This is a genomic window from Mycoplana azooxidifex (assembly GCF_014196765.1).
Lineage (GTDB): Bacteria > Pseudomonadota > Alphaproteobacteria > Rhizobiales > Rhizobiaceae > Mycoplana > Mycoplana azooxidifex.
Map to the genome: position 1 here is coordinate 595,770 of NZ_JACIEE010000002.1, position 14,438 is coordinate 610,207.

Genomic DNA, 14,438 nt, shown 5'->3' on the forward strand with positions numbered 1-14,438 from the left:
GCGCAGGCCGGGGCATCGTCCCCGCCGCGCTTTCCTGCGGGGCCTCCCCGACCCCGGGACCGCTCCCGTGCCCTTTCTCCCCCAGCCGATCCTTTGCGCCGATGCGGGCATGATGTCCGTGTCGCGTTGGCGTTTTCGCGCTGGCGACGGCGGCGACGGGATGCGCGCAGGCCCTATCCAGGCCGTTGCAGATAAATGAAGAGAGGAAAATAAACCTATATTGGGGATAATGATCTGAGTTTTCCCTGATTATTCAATGAACGGTTGTACCGCTGCGCTTCATTCGTCCCCGTTTCCTTCGTAGGGTGTATGAATAAATTCCTACAAAGGAGTAGCGCCCATGCAAGACACAGCTTCCTCTTCCGTTTCCGCCCCCTCTCACGACCCCGCCTATGATCCGAACGCACGTCCGGGCCGGACCAGCCGCGCCGGCGCAAGGCTGCGGGCCAGGAGCGACCGGCTGCATGCCATAGCCTTCACCGGGGCGGGCAGGTTCCACCACGCCGAGCCGTCCGCCCGTTCGGTCTGCCGCACCGTGCGCCAGCTCGTGGCCGAGCTCCTGCAGCTCGCAGCCGAGCGGCCGCCGCAGCGACGCGACGGCAGGCGGCCCGCCGCCCATGTCCGCCAGGTCGCCATGTACATCTGCCACGTGGCGCTGCAACTGTCCTTCGCCGACATCGGCCAGGCCTTCGGCCGCGACAGGACCACGGTCAGCCACGCCTGCAACGTGGTCGAGGACCGCCGCGACGACCGCGCCTTCGACGATTTCGTGGCAACGGTCGAGCGCATCACGCTCGCCGTCTTCGCCATCTCCGGGCCGGCAGAACATGAATAAGACCGGCAAGCCGTCCGCGATCCCAGCGAGGAAGCCGCTGGCAGCACTCCTGCGCTTCCTGGCAACGGCGGGCGAGGCGGAGGTCTCCGGCGAGGATCCCTTGCTTCTAGTCGCAGCCGGAGGCCGGCAGGCGACGGCCGCGGTGTCCGTGGTCGCACAGGCGCTCAGCCTCGGCCTGGCGATCCGCGACGCCGGCAGGCTCAAGGCCTCGCCTGAGACCCGCAGCCACCTGCGGCGCCTGATGGCCGGCGCCGACGGCTACCTCGACCAGCACCGCGACGTCGCCGAGCGCACGCTCGTGACAGTCGCAGGACGCGAGCGCGTCAGCGTCAACCAGCTGGAATCGCCGCTTGCGGCGCTGTCACGCCTGAAGGACAAGGCCGGCGCGCCGTTTCTCCCCGAGCCTGCGATCGCAGCCGGGGAGCGGCTGGCGCGCGATTTCACCCGCGCCGGCCTGCAGCCGCGGCTGACCATGAGCTGGGAGCCGCGCCTCGCCGGCCGCAACGGCGGCGAGCTCGGCCAGGCGCGCGACCTTTCCGACACCGCGGTTGCCGCGCGCGGGCGCCTGCAGCAGGCGATCGCGGCGATGGGGCCGGAACTGTCGGGCGTCGCCCTCGATGTCTGCTGCTTCATGAAGGGGCTGGAGACGGTGGAGCGGGAACGCCAGTGGCCGGTGCGCTCGGCCAAGCTGATGCTGCGCGCCGCCCTGATGGCGCTCTCGCGTCACTATGCTCCCGAAGGAAAGCCCAGGCCGCGAAGCCACGCCTGGGGCGCGGAGGGATACCGGCCGGAGATGTCGGGCTGCCTCGACCGGCAGGCTGCGCCGGACTGAGGGACGCAGCCGCGAACCGGCGAACATGGAAAGGGGGCGGAACTGCTGCCTCACGCAGCGAGGCGGGCCGCCTCAGGCCGCGACGCGGACCGTGGCTTCCTCGCGGATGCGCCGGACCATCGAGCGCAGGCCGTTGGCGCGCTGGGAGGAGAGGTGTTCCACCAGCCCGATCTTGTCGAACACGTCGATGGCGTCGGTGCGGGCGATCTCGGAGGCCGGCTTGCCGGAATAGACGGTCAGCACGATCGCCACGAGCCCGCGCACGATATGCGCGTCCGAATCGCCCTCGAAGGTCAGCACGGGGTCGGCGCCGCCGTCGGAATGGGTGACGAGCCAGACCTGGCTGGCGCAGCCCTGCACCTTGTTCTGCGCCGTGCGCTTGTCCTCGGAAAGCTCCGGAAGCGCCTTGCCGAGCTCGATCACATAGCGGTAGCGGTCCTCCCACTCGTCGAGGTAGGCGAAGTCGTCGATGATCCGGGCAAGCTCTGTCATGTCACGTCCAATTGGCTTCTACCGGACATATAGTGCAGATGGGCGGCAATTTGAACCATTGGCCCGCACGACGAAAAAAAGACGCCGCGAGGCATGGGCTGTCCTCGCGGCGGTTGCAGAAGCAACAAGTCAGGCAGTTGAAAGCGCGCCGGTCAGGCGAAGGCGGCGCAGGTCGTTAAATTCAAAAGGCGTCAGCCGGCCGGATCGGGCCGGGGTGTCGGGATGGCGATGGTCTCGAGCATGGCGTCTTTGCCGGAGGCTGCCGGCTTTGCGGCAACCGTGCCGGTGACGACGCTGTCGGCGTCAGCTTCTGCCGCATCGGCCACCGTGGCCTCCGGCAGCGGCTGGTCGAGGGCGGCCGTCTGTTCGGCCGGGTCGGCGAACTGCGAGTCCAGCATCTTGTAGGCGACATGGGCGCCTTCGCGCGCCCGGTGGCCGAGGGCCACGAAGGTCTCGGCGCCCTTCTCGCAGACGTCGGGCTTCTGCAGGCACATGGCCGACAGGTAGGCGATCGCCTCGCTGGCCGCGCTCACGGTGTCGCCGAGCTCGACTGCGGGACCCTGCTCCAGCTTCTGCGTCGCGTCGGTGTCGAACAGCGGCAGCAGCACCAGTACGAGCGAGAACCAGAACGCTCCCTTGATCAGAAACCACATCGCCTTGCCCATCCTTGTTGGCGGTGCATGGTCCGACGGATCGGATCCATGCCCTGTCTGTCCGGCGCTGCTCTTCTCGGCCGCTGCCGCCTTGTCCGTCCCGTGGTGCAAAAGCATTCGGGATCGTCGATGCGATGATAGGGAATACACCAAAATGGCCCTTTGCGGGAATCACTCGGGTTTTCCTCAAAACTGCATAAAATTTGAATCAATGCTCGTCGCCGGACATTTACCTCAATATTTAGCGATCGGCGTTAAGCATCAAGGCAGGCAGCACTGGGGCAAGCCCCGGAAAGTTGGGGATTCCCTTCGGGCGCCGCTCGTCCCAGAGGTTAACAAGAACGAAAAAATGCCGCATTTCTAGACGCTTACCCGTCATTAACCACGAAATTCAAATGCCGTCGGTATCGGTTTGAAACGCGCCTTTTGGGCCTATTTCCCCCTTTTCCGACCCGGCCTGTTTATCCTTTTCTAAGTCGCCGGTGCGATTCTGCGACCACATAAAAGAACAACTGACGACAGGGTATTGCGTGCGTCTCTTGAGTGACATCGCTGACAGGATGGCGGCCTTCGCGGCAGCCGTTACGGGTGAGGCATGCGTCTCCGGAAACGGCGGCGCAGCGCCCGCCGGCCTGCGCGCGATCCTGCTTTCCTCTGCCGCAGCACTCCCGTTGTTGCCGCTGGCGCTCTCCACCGTCATGCCGGTTTCGGCCGCGCTGCCGGCCGGCGCCGCCCTTGCCGCGTCCGGCGGCCTGCTGGCGACGGCGGCGTCGTCGGTGCTGTCGCGCCGCCGCTTCGGCAAGGCCCCGGCCGCAGCAGCCCTGCAGGCCTCCGCCCCCGATCCTGCCGACTGCTACGATCTCTTCGCCGGCCTCGTCACGCTGCACGATCCGCGCGGCCACGTGACCGCGGTGCACGGCCGCGACCGCGAGGCGTTTCTGCGCTCCATGCGCGATCCGGCCGGCCGCGGCTTCATCGACCAGATCCACGTGTCCGACCGGCTCGGCTTCCTGCAGGCGATCGACCGCCTGCGCCAGGGGCAGGCCCATGTCACGGTCGATCTTCGCCTGGAGCAGGGCCGCCTGGAGCAGGGCCAGCCCGGCGACGGCGGTCCCCGGCTCCTGCATGTCCGCATCGACATGACGGCGGTGCGCGATCAGGCCGGGCTGCTCGCCTCCATCGTCGCCCAGTCGCGCGATATCTCGTTCGAGGCGGAGCTTCGCCACGACAGTGCACGCAAGGCCGCCGAGGCGGAATCGGCCAACGATGCCAAGACCCGCTTCCTCGCTGCCGTCAGCCACGAACTGCGCACGCCGCTGAACGCGATCCTCGGCTTTTCCGACATCCTCGCCGGCGAGTATTTCGGCAAGCTGCAAAACGACCGCCAGCGCGAATATGTCGGCCTCATCCACCAGTCCGGCGGCCATCTCCTGTCGGTCGTCAACACCATGCTCGACGTCAGCAAGATCGAGGCCGGCCGCTATGAGCTGGTGCTCGAGCCGTTCGCGGTCGCCGACAGCGTGCGGGCCTGCGAGCAGATGCTGGCGCTGCAGGCGCGCCAGAAGGGCGTGAAGCTGTCGAGCCGCGTGCCCTGCGACGTCGGCGAGGCGATCGCCGACCAGCGCGCGCTCCAGCAGATCTTGATCAATCTCGTCGGCAACGCGGTCAAGTTCACCGACAAGGGCGGCATGGTCATGATCGACGCGGCGCGCCTCGGGCGCGACCTCGTGATCACGGTCAGCGATACCGGCATCGGCATCCCCGCCGAAAAGCTCGACCTGATCGGCCAGCCCTTCGTGCAGGTGGAGAACGAATATACCCGCAAGTACGAGGGCACCGGCCTCGGCCTGTCGCTGGTCAAGGGGCTCGTCGCCCTGCATGGCGGAACCTTCACCATCCGCAGCAATGCGGGCGAGGGCACGCGCATCATCGTCAGCCTGCCCGCGGACGGCTCCGGCACGGGCGAGACCGGCGAGCGCATTTTCGACAATGCCGGGGAATTTCCGCCGCGACTGTTTCCCCGCGGGAGAAACGATGCAATACCGGCGTCCATGATGGAGGGATCCGTATCCAACGCTAGCGAGGGCAGGGGCCATGACGGCACGCGCGCGAAAACAGCCTGACCGCGGCACCGGCAAGGGCCGGACCGCGGCTGCGCGCAAGCGGCAGGCGTCCGGACCGGGCTTCCTCCAGCGTTCGCTCCTTTCGCTCGGCGCCTTCGCCGCGCGCCATCCCTCGATCGTCGGCGGCGGTGCCGCCTTTGCCGTCGTCTTCTCCTTCGTCGCCGCCAATGCGCTCTGGTACCAGCCGGGCGGTCATCCCTCGCCGATCCTCAAGACGCGCTCCGGCCAGAATTCGCTGGGCTTCTCCGCGCTGCGTGAAGAACCGTCGGACGTCACCACCTTCGTGATCCGTCGCGAGGGCGAGGAACAGGCCGCGGGCAACGAACAGGACACAGTCCAGCCGAGTGAACTCGTCCTCGACATCCAGACGGAACTCGCCCGCCAGGGCTTCTATGCCGGCGACCCGGACGGCCGCCTGCAGGAGGAGACGGTCTCGGCGATCCGCAGGTTCCAGCAGGAACGCGGGCTTTCGGCCACCGGCACGCCGGATGCAGGATTGCTCGCGGCGCTGCACGCAGACGCCCCGCAGCAGGTGGCGGTGCTGCCGACCGAGCGGCCGCTCGAAACAGGCGGAGCAAGCGAGAAAGGCACGGAGATCGATCCGGTCGCAGCCGCGATCCGCGCCGCCGAGGCCGATCCGGTGGCCGCCCCGGCGTCCGCGCCCGCAGCGACAGCATCCGCAGTTCCCGCATCCACACCCGCAGGGCCTGGCCCGTCGAGCGCGCTGGTGATGAAGATCCAGAAGGGGCTGAGCAACATCGCCTATGCCGACATCACCGTCGACGGCGTCGCCGGCTCCCGGACCCGCGAGGCCATCCGCGCCTTCGAGAAGCACTACCGGCTGCCCACCACCGGCGAGCCGAACGATCTGGTGCTGAGCAAGCTCAAGGAGATCGGCGCGCTCTGAGCGCTGGAGCGTACCCCTTTTTCGGGGGCATACCTCCTTTTTTCGTAAATGAAATTCGCGCGTGAAACGTTAGAGTGCGGGAAGGCCGGCATCCGCCGGTCTCGGGCGCGCGTCGCAACCGCGGCGCGTGGGATCAGTCTGCCGAGGACTGGGGTGCTGCGGGCCGCACAGCGGTAATCTCCCGCGCACGTCGCCCGGCGACATCTGTAACACGGGGAAAATTCGCATGGCCAAAGGCACCTGGTATTCGTCGCTCGGCGATTATGGGCTCTTCGAGGATAAGTGGTTCGGCGAGTTGAGGGCGCACAGCCACAGCTCCACCAAGGTGACGATGGTGGCGTCGAACGGTGTCAAGCTCAGCATCGTCGGCACCGGGTTGAAGGTGAACAGCGACGGCGAGCCGGTCTCGGGCACCATCAAGTCGATCACCTTCCTGACCCGCAGCGGCGACAAGCTGAACGAGTTCACCGGCCTGAACGTCAAGGCGTCCGAGATGCATCAGTCGACCGCCAACTTCGGCTGGGAAGGGATGCGCATCCTCGTGCTCAAGGGGGACGACACGCTCACGGGTTCCTCCAAGTCCGACACGCTCTACGGCTACGGCGGTCACGACACCCTCAAGGGCGGCAACGGTCACGACCGGGTCTACGGCTATGACGGCAACGACAAGCTCAACGGCGATGCCGGGGACGACTGGCTGATCGGCGGCAACGGCACCGACACGCTGAAGGGCGGCACCGGCAACGACATGCTGAACGGCGGCATGAGCCGCGATACCCTCACCGGCGGCTCGGGCGCCGACCTGTTCCTGTTCGTGGTGCCGGAGGAGAGCACCGTCGGAAAGGCCGGCCGCGACATCATTACCGATTTCAGCCGCTCGCAGCGCGACAAGATCCAGCTCGACGTGATGGACGCGGACGTGAAGAAGAGCGGAGACCAGGATTTCACCTTCATCGGCACCAAGGCCTTCACCGCGGCCGGCCAGATCCGCTACGAGAAGATCGGCGGCGACACCATCGTCTACGGCAACATCGACAGCGACAAGACGGCCGAATTCGCCTTCGTCCTCGATCTCTCGATCAGCCTCAAGGCCTCCGACTTCATCCTCTGAGGCCTCGATCGCCGCCGGGGACAATCGCATGCGGCAAATCCCCTCCGGCCTGCCGGCCATCTCCCCCACAAGGGGGGAGAAAACCTGGGGCGCGCCCGTCTGCCCAATTGAAGGCCTCGGCGGCGCGGCCAGGTTAAGCCCTCCCCCTCGTGGGGAGGGTTGGGGAGGGGACTTCATTCTCATACGATACCCCTGCGACCCGCAGGCCCCGGTTGCCACCGCGGGCAGTGGCCGCTATTGACCGCTGATGCGCCTGAAAACCGAGATCTTCGCCGCAGCCCTGGTCCGCAACGTCTTCGCCCGCGGCGACTTTGCCGCGATCGAGCGCAAGGGGGCGGCCGAAGGCGGCGCGCTGTTCATCCGCCAGTCTTACCGGGATGGCACCGAGACGCTCTATGCGCCGGCACCGCAGAGCTTCTTCGACGAGGACGACAGCGGCAGCCGCCTGTTCGAGCGCCGGCTGGACCGACAGCCGCGCGAGACCGTCGCCGATGCCCTTGCCCGCGAGATCCGCTTCGATCCCGACCTCTGGATCGTGGCGCTTGAAACCGAGGATCTCGGCGGCCTCGTCGAAATCGGTACGGACGACCGCAAGGACGACGGCAGCGATCCCCTGTTCCGCCGGTAACAGCGCCGCGGCTCGACCTGTGCGAGAAGTGGCGTGTGGGAAATTTCTCCCGGCAGCAGTTCAGGAGGTCGTGATGTCTGCAGTTCTGCCAGCTTTCGTCGCCTTCGTCGCCCTGATGTACGTGGCCACCATGATTGCCGCGATCCGCGCCGAGCGGCGCGAGAGGGTACGGGCGCCGCACCGGTTCTACTGATGTCCGCCCTGTCGCGCGAAGGCTCGCCCGCGCCCGGCCTGTCGCTTTCCCTGCGCAGCCCGGCGCCGGCTCTCGCCGTCCCGCCTGTCTGCGTCGGTTTGGCCCGCGTCCGAATTGGCCGGCGCCAGCGGCTGGCCGGCATAGGTATAGGCGTCGGCGCGCCGCCAGCTTTCCACCCGTTCGATGCAGGCCGCCCGCCCGAGATCGGCAACAAGCGCCGCGGCGCGACTTTCCCCCCGTGCTGCTTCCGCAGCTTCCGCAAGGTGGGGATAGAGCCGCGAAAGCATCATGGCGCTGTCTTCGGCCGGGGCGCCGAGCGCCACCAGCGTCGTTGCCAGTTGCAGCCCGGAAACGTCGAGCAGAATGCGTTCGCTGAGCCACTGGCTGCTGCCCAGCGCGTCGGCAAGCGCAACACAGAACATGCCGGTCTCGCCGGCACGGGCGAAGCGAACGATGAGGGCGAGATGCACCTCGCCGATAGCGACGAGCCCGATGGGTCCGGTCTCCGCGGGAGCCTGCGCCCGCACCAGCGCCTTGAGCTCTTCGCGCAGTTCGTCTTCGCGGGCGAGGCGCCGGGCCTCCGTCGCCGCCGGATCGACCGTCACCGGCCCGCGGCTGCGATGCTGGCGATGCAGGTCGACAAGGCGCTCGATCATCTGCGGCGACAGGTCGTCGCGGCACTCGATGGCGCGGGCATGCGCGGGCGAGGCGGTGTGCAGGATCTCCATCAGCAGGCGCGGGGACAGCGCCGCCGACCGGGTGAGGAAGATGGCGGCGATCTCGATCGGCTCGCGGGCGATGAACAGCGACGTCGCCTCCGGAACGGCGGCGCATTGCGAAAGGGCTGCGACCGCCTGGCGGCGCGCCTCGTCGCTGGAGGCGAGATAGGTGGGAACGAACAGTTCGTGGAATTGCCGGTGGTCGGATCGGGACGGATGGGCCAGGCTCTCGAAGCTGGAAACGGTCGCCATCAGGACGATGTCCTTCTGCCGCCCCGGCTGCGGTCTTTCCAGCGCTCGAAAACTGTCCCCCACGACGCACCACTCTTACGCAAAGACAGCCATTTCCCGGTGCATTCCGCGCCGATCCCTACCGCTTTGGGATGGCGAGGCCTGCGGCGGGTCAGCGGTCCGGAGAGAACCGCAAAGCCGCGTGAAAACCTTGATCGCCAACAATTAGACGAAAAGAATTAGCAAGATGTTAACCGTATTGGCGCAACTTCTCGCACATAGGGATGGGCAGTATCGGAGGCGTCTCCGTGCTATTCTTCCCTTTAAACGCGAACGTTGCGTCGCATCCGATGCAACGGCGCTTCGAAGGCAAGGTGCGATGCACCGGATCCCTTCGCCGCAGGCCCCTGTTCGGGGATGGTGCCGAACCGGCGCCGATGCGGCGACAAGGGAAGTGGCGACGGCGGTGCAGATGATTGCACTCCGCGCGGGACGGCAGCTGGAAGAACTTTTCCCCAATCGGGAAACCTTTGCAGCCCTGTTGCCGTTCAAGGTCCGGTTGTGGTGTTAAGGTCCAGCGTATGAAACCGCAGCCCCGGACGGATCCGGTGGCACTGGCCCGTAAAGCGGGCAGGATGAGATTAGTGCAGTACTTCATCCGTCTCGGTTCTTGTTAGGAGGCGAGAATGGCAGACGTGGTACGAATTCAGGAACGACTGTCGCGCAAGCCGCAGCGCGCGAAGGTGTGGCACGAGGCCCCGGCCGCCGTGCTCTTCTTCACCGGCGTCCGCTACGAACGGCTGACCCCGGCGCTCGTCGCCGCCGAAGCGCGCGCAAGCCGGCGGCGACCGAACCCGAAGCCGGGCAAGGACGCCTGCCGCTAGGCAAGGCCGCGGCGGCCACGGCCCCCGTGCCGTGGTGGTCGATGGCCGTCTTGCAGGCACGGCGCAGGCCCACGCGGGCGGACGATGTACGCTCGGCGATATCCTTCGCCGTCGTGCGTGCCGGATACTGAAATTCCACAATATTCCAGAGATTGGCCGAAGGCTGCGATCTATTCGATCGTACTCTCGTCGATCGCCTCGCAGCCGGCATTGCCGAGGAAGGCGCGGGCCGCCTCGTCCATCGTCGCGGTCGGCACGAAGGTGCGTAGCACTGCATAGCCGTCGTCGACCGGCATCTCCACCAGGATCGACTGGGCAAGGGCTGCCGGCAGCGCCTTGCGGATGGCGTTGAGCTGGATCGGCGTGGCGACGACGACGTCGAGCGCGCCGGCCACCGCCGTCCGGTCGTTCATGCTGAACACCTCGTTGGCCGAGCTGTCGAACACCCCGACCGACCAGAACGGCACGCCGGCCGGCGCATAGAGCCGCACCGGGGCCTCGCCGACCGAAAACGCGCAAGCCCCGACCCGCATGCCCGGATCGTCGTTGATCAGTCCGCCGCGGCTCGCAGCCGTGTTCGGCAGCGGATAAAAGCGCAGCGGTTCGCCGAGGTCGGCGATCCGGGTGTAGGCGTCGTTGCCGGTGAAGTAGGGCACGGCGAGGATGATCAGGATGTGGAGGGCGGCAGCCCCCACCAGCCCGACGAGGATCGTAAAGAGGATGCTACGCATCGGCGCATCCCGTCCGCTTGATCGACGGCATCGAAAGGTCGATGACGCCGGAACTGCCGGCGGTCGGCGTGTCGAGCAGCGTCATCACCAGGCGGAACGGCTGGCCCGGTGCGATCGAAAGCCAGTTTCCGGGCTGCGCGGTTGGGGCGACGTGGACGACGATCCTGCCGTCCGCCTCGCGCAGCGTCGTCCAGGAATTCAGCCCGGCCGGCATGCCGGGTGCCAGCGCCACCGGCCGGCCGTCTGGCGTGCTCGCGTGCAGCGTCCACAGCCGGGCAGGGGGCGTCAGCCCGACAATGTCGTAGGCGCAGCGGCCGGAAAGCGCGTTGCCGCCGCTGTCCTGGGCGGCGCGGAAGATCAGGCCCTCGGCGCTGCCGAACAAGAGCGCGCCGTCGCGGGCGCGGTGGGCCTTGGCATAGGGGTCCGCGCCGGCCGTCTGGGCGTCGGGAAAGGCGTGCCAGGGACCGAGCGCGATCGACCCGAACCCGATCGTCGCCTTCAGCGCCCAGACGGCCGATGCCGTGCCGAGGCCGAAGGTGATGGCGAGAGCAAGGGCGACGAGAAGCGGAATACGGAACAAATCGGCCTACCGGTTGGATACGCGAGCGGATCGCCACGAATGTGAGGTCGCGGCGAGGGCTTCGGCACGGAGCATTGCATGATTCCGCTGCGAAAATCGATGCCAAACGCAACGTGAGGCGGGACAATCGCAGGCGTGGGTGGGTGTATCGAATATGCCCATCCTCGTCCTGCCGCGCTCCACCCCCTCTGCCCTGCCGGGCATCTCCCCCTCAAGGGGGAGATCGGCTGGAAGCGAGAGCCTGCCGCCTTAGCGGAGGGAGGCATTGCCGCACGTAGCCCTCCCCCTTGTGGGGAGGGGTTGGGGAGGGGACTTTCATATGAGGGAGGTGTCCGCACGGCTCCCGCACCAAGCGTTTCTGAGGCTGAGGTCACTCAGGCGGAGATCACTGGGGCGGAGATCGCAGAGGCGGGGAGGCAGAGATGCGGAGGTCCAGATCGCCGGCGCCTGCTTGAGCCGGGGCCGTGCCACACCCGATCTCCCCCCTTGAGGGGGAGATGCCCGGCAGGGCAGAGGGGGGTGGCAGACGGTTTCTCTGCCCCGGATCCACATGCAGATCGCCGACGGAGTGCTACCTTGCCCCTTACGGAAAGCGTGGCGTCCCCTACAACGCCGCCACGCGCCCGTCGGCCTTGAGCGGCTTGGCCTCGTTCAGGTCCTTCGCAATGGTGCGCAGCAGCCTCGTCACGCCCACCGAGAGCGAGCGCGGCCGGACCAGTGCCGGCAGGGCGTTTTCGGGCTGCTGTTCGGCGGCAGCGGTGGCTTCGGCGAGTGCCTGCGGGCCGGGCAGCGGGTTCTCGATGCCGGGGATCGCCCGCAGCTCGATGCCCTGGTGGGCGTAGTCCATCAGCCGCTTGAAGGTCATCGCCGGCAGCGAGCCGCCGGTCATGTTGTTGGTCGAGGTGTAGTCGTCGTTGCCGAACCAGACGGCGGTCGTGTAGTTGCCGGTGAAGCCGGCGAACCAGGCGTCGCGGTAGGCCTGGGTCGTCCCCGTCTTGCCGCCCGTGACGATGCCTGCGTTGAGCGCCGCCTTGCGGGCGGTGCCGTTGACCGGGATGTTGACGAGCATGCGGTTCATGTCGGCATTGGCCCGCTCCGAAAGCACGCGTTCGGCCGGCGGCGCGTCGCGGGAGAAGTCGTAGAGGATGTCGCCGTCATAGTTCAGGATCTGGGTGATGCCGTGCCGGCGCGACTGCACCCCGCCCGCCGGAAAGACGGCATAGGCGGTCGCCTGGTCGAGCACGGTGACCTCCGAGGTGCCGAGCGGCATCGTCTTGTCGGTGCGGATCGGCGTTTCCACCCCCATGGCCTTCGCCATATGGGCGATCGCCTCGGTGCCGAGATAATCCTTGGCGAGGCGGACCGGGACGGTGTTGATCGACCGGGCGATCGCCGACATCAGCGTCACCCGGCCGGCATAGCTGCGACCGTAGTTCTGCGGCGACCAGCCGCGCCAGGTGATCGGCGCATCGACGATGGTGTCCTCCGGCGTCTTGCCCTTCTCCATCGCCGCCGCATAGGTATAGACCTTGAACGAGGAGCCCGGCTGGCGCAGTGCCTTGGTGGCGCGGTTGAACTGGCTTTCACCGTAGTCGCGCCCGCCGACCATGGCGCGCACCGGTCCGCCGTTCTCGATCATCACCAGCGCGCCCTGCTTGACGTGGAAGCTCTCGCCATATTGCCGCAAGCCGGTCTCGACCGCCTCTTCGGCGGCCGCCTGCAGGCCGGGGTCGATCGTGGTGCGCACGATCAGCGAATGCTGGGCAAAGGGACGGGCGATGCGCTGGACCTCGTCGAAGGCCCAGTCGAGGAAGAAGTCTGGCGCGGTCCGCTCCTGCCGGTCGATGACGCTCGCAGGATTCCGCCGCGCGGCGATCACCTGGCCCTCCGACATCAGCCCACCCTGCACGAGGTTGGTCAGCACCTCGTTGGCGCGGGCGCGCGCGGCCGGCAGGTTGACGTGCGGCGCGTAGCGGGCAGGGGCCTTGAACAGGCCGGCCAGCATGGCGGATTCGGCGAGATCGACATCGGTGACGCCCTTGCCGAAGTAGAACTGCGAGGCCGCAGCCACGCCGAACGTGCCGCCGCCCATGTAGGCGCGGTCGAGATAGAGCCGCAGGATCTCCTTTTTCGAAAGGTTCGCCTCCAGCCACACCGCCAGGAAAGCCTCCTTGATCTTGCGCTCGATCGTGCGCTCGTTGTTGAGGAACAGGTTCTTGGCGAGCTGCTGCGTCAGCGTCGAGCCGCCCTGCACGACGCCGCCGGCACGCGCATTCTCCGTCATGGCGCGGGCAAGGCCGAGGAAATCGATGCCGAAATGGTCGAAGAAGCGCCGGTCCTCGGTCGCCAGCACCGCCTTGATCAGGTGGTCCGGCAGCTCGTCGATCGGTACGGAATCCTCGTGGATGATGCCGCGATGGCCGATCTCGTTGCCGTAGCGGTCGAGGAAGGTGACGGCGAAGTCGCTCTGGTTGCGCCAGTTGCCCTTCGTCTCCTCGAAGGCCGGCAAGGCGAGCGCCAGAAGCAGCACGAAGCCGGCCGCGCCCAGGTTCATGCCTTCGCCGGCGATCTCGAACACCGCCCGCTTCCAGCCCTTCATCTGGAAGCGGCGGAAGAAGATGGTGATCTCCTCCCAGATCTCCGCCAGCCGGAAGCCGGCGTTCCAGATGGTGCTGTCGATCCAGCTGTCGATCCGCAAAAGGATGTGGCGCTTGCGGCGGCGCGGCTTCTGCTCAGGCTCCGGGGCGTCCAGACGGTTGTCCTGCACGGCGGTTCATCCTCATGCGCGCAAGCCCGGGGCGCGCGATCTCTAAAAGACGATATCAGGCTATCGCCATGGATAAAACAACAGGGTTTCCGTTCCGTTGCGGCCGCGTTCACGTTGTCGCGAAGGCTTGCGCGCAGGACACAGTGGCGGCCGGGACATCTCCCGGAAATCCAGCTTTGCATGTCTGTGAGCGCGCTTTTGCTTGACCTTTTGGCCCGTGAGGTCCAGTGGACGGGCATGAGCGCGCAGAACGAGGTGAAGAAGGCCCCCGTTGCCGACGGTAACGAGCTGCCCTTCTGGCGGACCAAGACGCTTTCCGAGATGTCGGGCGGCGAATGGGAGAGCCTGTGCGACGGCTGCGGGCTGTGCTGCCTCAACAAGCTCGAGGACTGGGCCACCGGCGAGATCGTCTGGACTTCGATCCGCTGTCAGCTGCTCGACGACGAGAGCTGTCGCTGCAAGGACTACGAAAACCGCCAGGCGACCGTGCCGGACTGCATCCGCCTGACGGTGAAGTCGGTGGCCGAGATCAGCTGGCTGCCGCCCACCTGCGCCTACCGCCTGGTCCGCGACGGCCACGACCTCTACTGGTGGCATCCGCTCGTCTCCGGCGATCCGCAGACCGTGCACCAGGCCGGGATCTCCGCCCGCGGCCGCACCGTGGACGAAGTGGGCATCGACGTCGAGGACTTCGAGGACTATCTCGTCACCTGGCCGCTGGAAGTGGGCAAGACGGGCAACCGCTAGCATCC

At 67.0% G+C, this 14,438-nt stretch carries 14 protein-coding genes; 8 read left to right on the plus strand and 6 right to left on the minus strand.

Features of this window, described 5'->3' with window-relative positions; genetic code table 11:
• Window positions 1-340: 340 nt before the first annotated feature.
• Both GGQ64_RS27765 and GGQ64_RS06285 read left to right on the plus strand, forming a co-directional pair.
• Entirely contained in the window at window positions 341-835 is a 495-nt protein-coding gene (locus GGQ64_RS27765; RefSeq protein ID WP_246422373.1) for a helix-turn-helix domain-containing protein, read from the plus strand.
• Complete coding sequence (locus tag GGQ64_RS06285) at window positions 828-1,667, plus strand: DUF6456 domain-containing protein (RefSeq protein ID WP_183800676.1); 840 nt, start codon at window positions 828-830, stop codon at window positions 1,665-1,667. The genes GGQ64_RS27765 and GGQ64_RS06285 overlap by 8 nt, the downstream gene beginning before the upstream one ends.
• A 72-nt stretch (window positions 1,668-1,739) precedes the next feature.
• Here GGQ64_RS06285 and GGQ64_RS06290 read toward each other — a convergent pair whose 3' ends face one another.
• Both GGQ64_RS06290 and GGQ64_RS06295 read right to left on the minus strand, forming a co-directional pair.
• Window positions 1,740-2,159, minus strand: coding sequence for a SufE family protein (locus tag GGQ64_RS06290; RefSeq protein WP_183800679.1), 420 nt, complete (start codon window positions 2,157-2,159; stop codon window positions 1,740-1,742).
• Window positions 2,160-2,350: 191 nt separating this feature from the next.
• On the minus strand, window positions 2,351-2,812 hold the full coding sequence (locus tag GGQ64_RS06295; protein ID WP_183800682.1) for a DUF5330 domain-containing protein: 462 nt from the start codon (window positions 2,810-2,812) through the stop codon (window positions 2,351-2,353).
• Between the two features lie 530 nt (window positions 2,813-3,342).
• Between GGQ64_RS06295 and GGQ64_RS06300 the strand changes: the two genes are divergently transcribed.
• From GGQ64_RS06300 to GGQ64_RS06315, 4 genes are all read left to right on the plus strand, one after another.
• Complete coding sequence (locus GGQ64_RS06300; RefSeq protein ID WP_425488488.1) at window positions 3,343-4,935, plus strand: sensor histidine kinase; 1,593 nt, start codon at window positions 3,343-3,345, stop codon at window positions 4,933-4,935.
• Window positions 4,907-5,842: a peptidoglycan-binding domain-containing protein gene (locus GGQ64_RS06305; protein WP_183800685.1), complete on the plus strand. Its 936-nt coding sequence runs from the start codon at window positions 4,907-4,909 to the stop codon at window positions 5,840-5,842. Before GGQ64_RS06300 ends, GGQ64_RS06305 begins: the two co-directional genes overlap by 29 nt.
• A 226-nt stretch (window positions 5,843-6,068) precedes the next feature.
• The gene (locus GGQ64_RS06310; RefSeq protein ID WP_183800688.1) at window positions 6,069-6,953 is read left to right on the plus strand and encodes a calcium-binding protein; all 885 of its coding nucleotides are present in this window, start codon (window positions 6,069-6,071) and stop codon (window positions 6,951-6,953) included.
• A 247-nt stretch (window positions 6,954-7,200) separates the two neighbouring features.
• On the plus strand, window positions 7,201-7,581 hold the full coding sequence (locus tag GGQ64_RS06315; RefSeq protein ID WP_183800692.1) for a DUF1491 family protein: 381 nt from the start codon (window positions 7,201-7,203) through the stop codon (window positions 7,579-7,581).
• 186 nt (window positions 7,582-7,767) lie between these two features.
• On the opposite strand, the gene GGQ64_RS06320 is transcribed toward GGQ64_RS06315, so the two are convergent.
• On the minus strand, window positions 7,768-8,745 hold the full coding sequence (locus GGQ64_RS06320) for a hypothetical protein (RefSeq protein WP_246422374.1): 978 nt from the start codon (window positions 8,743-8,745) through the stop codon (window positions 7,768-7,770).
• Between the two features lie 665 nt (window positions 8,746-9,410).
• On the opposite strand from GGQ64_RS06320, the gene GGQ64_RS06325 reads away from it, so the two are divergent.
• A complete protein-coding gene (locus GGQ64_RS06325) occupies window positions 9,411-9,608 on the plus strand; it encodes a hypothetical protein (RefSeq protein WP_183800966.1) in 198 nt (65 codons plus the stop codon).
• Window positions 9,609-9,778: 170 nt separating this feature from the next.
• Here GGQ64_RS06325 and GGQ64_RS06330 read toward each other — a convergent pair whose 3' ends face one another.
• From GGQ64_RS06330 to GGQ64_RS06340, 3 genes are all read right to left on the minus strand, one after another.
• The gene (locus tag GGQ64_RS06330; protein ID WP_183800698.1) at window positions 9,779-10,339 is read right to left on the minus strand and encodes a DUF1254 domain-containing protein; all 561 of its coding nucleotides are present in this window, start codon (window positions 10,337-10,339) and stop codon (window positions 9,779-9,781) included.
• Window positions 10,332-10,919 carry a DUF1214 domain-containing protein gene (locus tag GGQ64_RS06335; RefSeq protein ID WP_183800701.1) on the minus strand — a complete coding sequence of 196 codons (588 nt, stop codon included), beginning with the start codon at window positions 10,917-10,919 and terminating at the stop codon, window positions 10,332-10,334. Before GGQ64_RS06335 ends, GGQ64_RS06330 begins: the two co-directional genes overlap by 8 nt.
• A gap of 604 nt (window positions 10,920-11,523) precedes the next feature.
• Window positions 11,524-13,686: a transglycosylase domain-containing protein gene (locus GGQ64_RS06340; RefSeq protein WP_425488489.1), complete on the minus strand. Its 2,163-nt coding sequence runs from the start codon at window positions 13,684-13,686 to the stop codon at window positions 11,524-11,526.
• 237 nt (window positions 13,687-13,923) lie between these two features.
• Here GGQ64_RS06340 and GGQ64_RS06345 point away from each other — a divergent pair, with 237 nt between their 5' ends.
• Entirely contained in the window at window positions 13,924-14,433 is a 510-nt protein-coding gene (locus GGQ64_RS06345; RefSeq protein ID WP_183800703.1) for a YcgN family cysteine cluster protein, read from the plus strand.
• Window positions 14,434-14,438: the final 5 nt, after the last annotated feature.

Coding starts and splice junctions, on each gene's coding strand:
- GGQ64_RS06290 (WP_183800679.1), bottom strand. CDS start 2,159: ATGACAGAGCTTGCCCGGATCATCGACGACTTCGCCTACCTCGACGAG.
- GGQ64_RS06320 (WP_246422374.1), bottom strand. CDS start 8,745: ATGGCGACCGTTTCCAGCTTCGAGAGCCTGGCCCATCCGTCCCGATCC.
- GGQ64_RS06305 (WP_183800685.1), top strand. CDS start 4,907: ATGACGGCACGCGCGCGAAAACAGCCTGACCGCGGCACCGGCAAGGGC.
- GGQ64_RS06330 (WP_183800698.1), bottom strand. CDS start 10,339: ATGCGTAGCATCCTCTTTACGATCCTCGTCGGGCTGGTGGGGGCTGCC.
- GGQ64_RS06315 (WP_183800692.1), top strand. CDS start 7,201: ATGCGCCTGAAAACCGAGATCTTCGCCGCAGCCCTGGTCCGCAACGTC.
- GGQ64_RS27765 (WP_246422373.1), top strand. CDS start 341: ATGCAAGACACAGCTTCCTCTTCCGTTTCCGCCCCCTCTCACGACCCC.
- GGQ64_RS06310 (WP_183800688.1), top strand. CDS start 6,069: ATGGCCAAAGGCACCTGGTATTCGTCGCTCGGCGATTATGGGCTCTTC.
- GGQ64_RS06285 (WP_183800676.1), top strand. CDS start 828: ATGAATAAGACCGGCAAGCCGTCCGCGATCCCAGCGAGGAAGCCGCTG.
- GGQ64_RS06345 (WP_183800703.1), top strand. CDS start 13,924: ATGAGCGCGCAGAACGAGGTGAAGAAGGCCCCCGTTGCCGACGGTAAC.
- GGQ64_RS06325 (WP_183800966.1), top strand. CDS start 9,411: ATGGCAGACGTGGTACGAATTCAGGAACGACTGTCGCGCAAGCCGCAG.
- GGQ64_RS06295 (WP_183800682.1), bottom strand. CDS start 2,812: ATGTGGTTTCTGATCAAGGGAGCGTTCTGGTTCTCGCTCGTACTGGTG.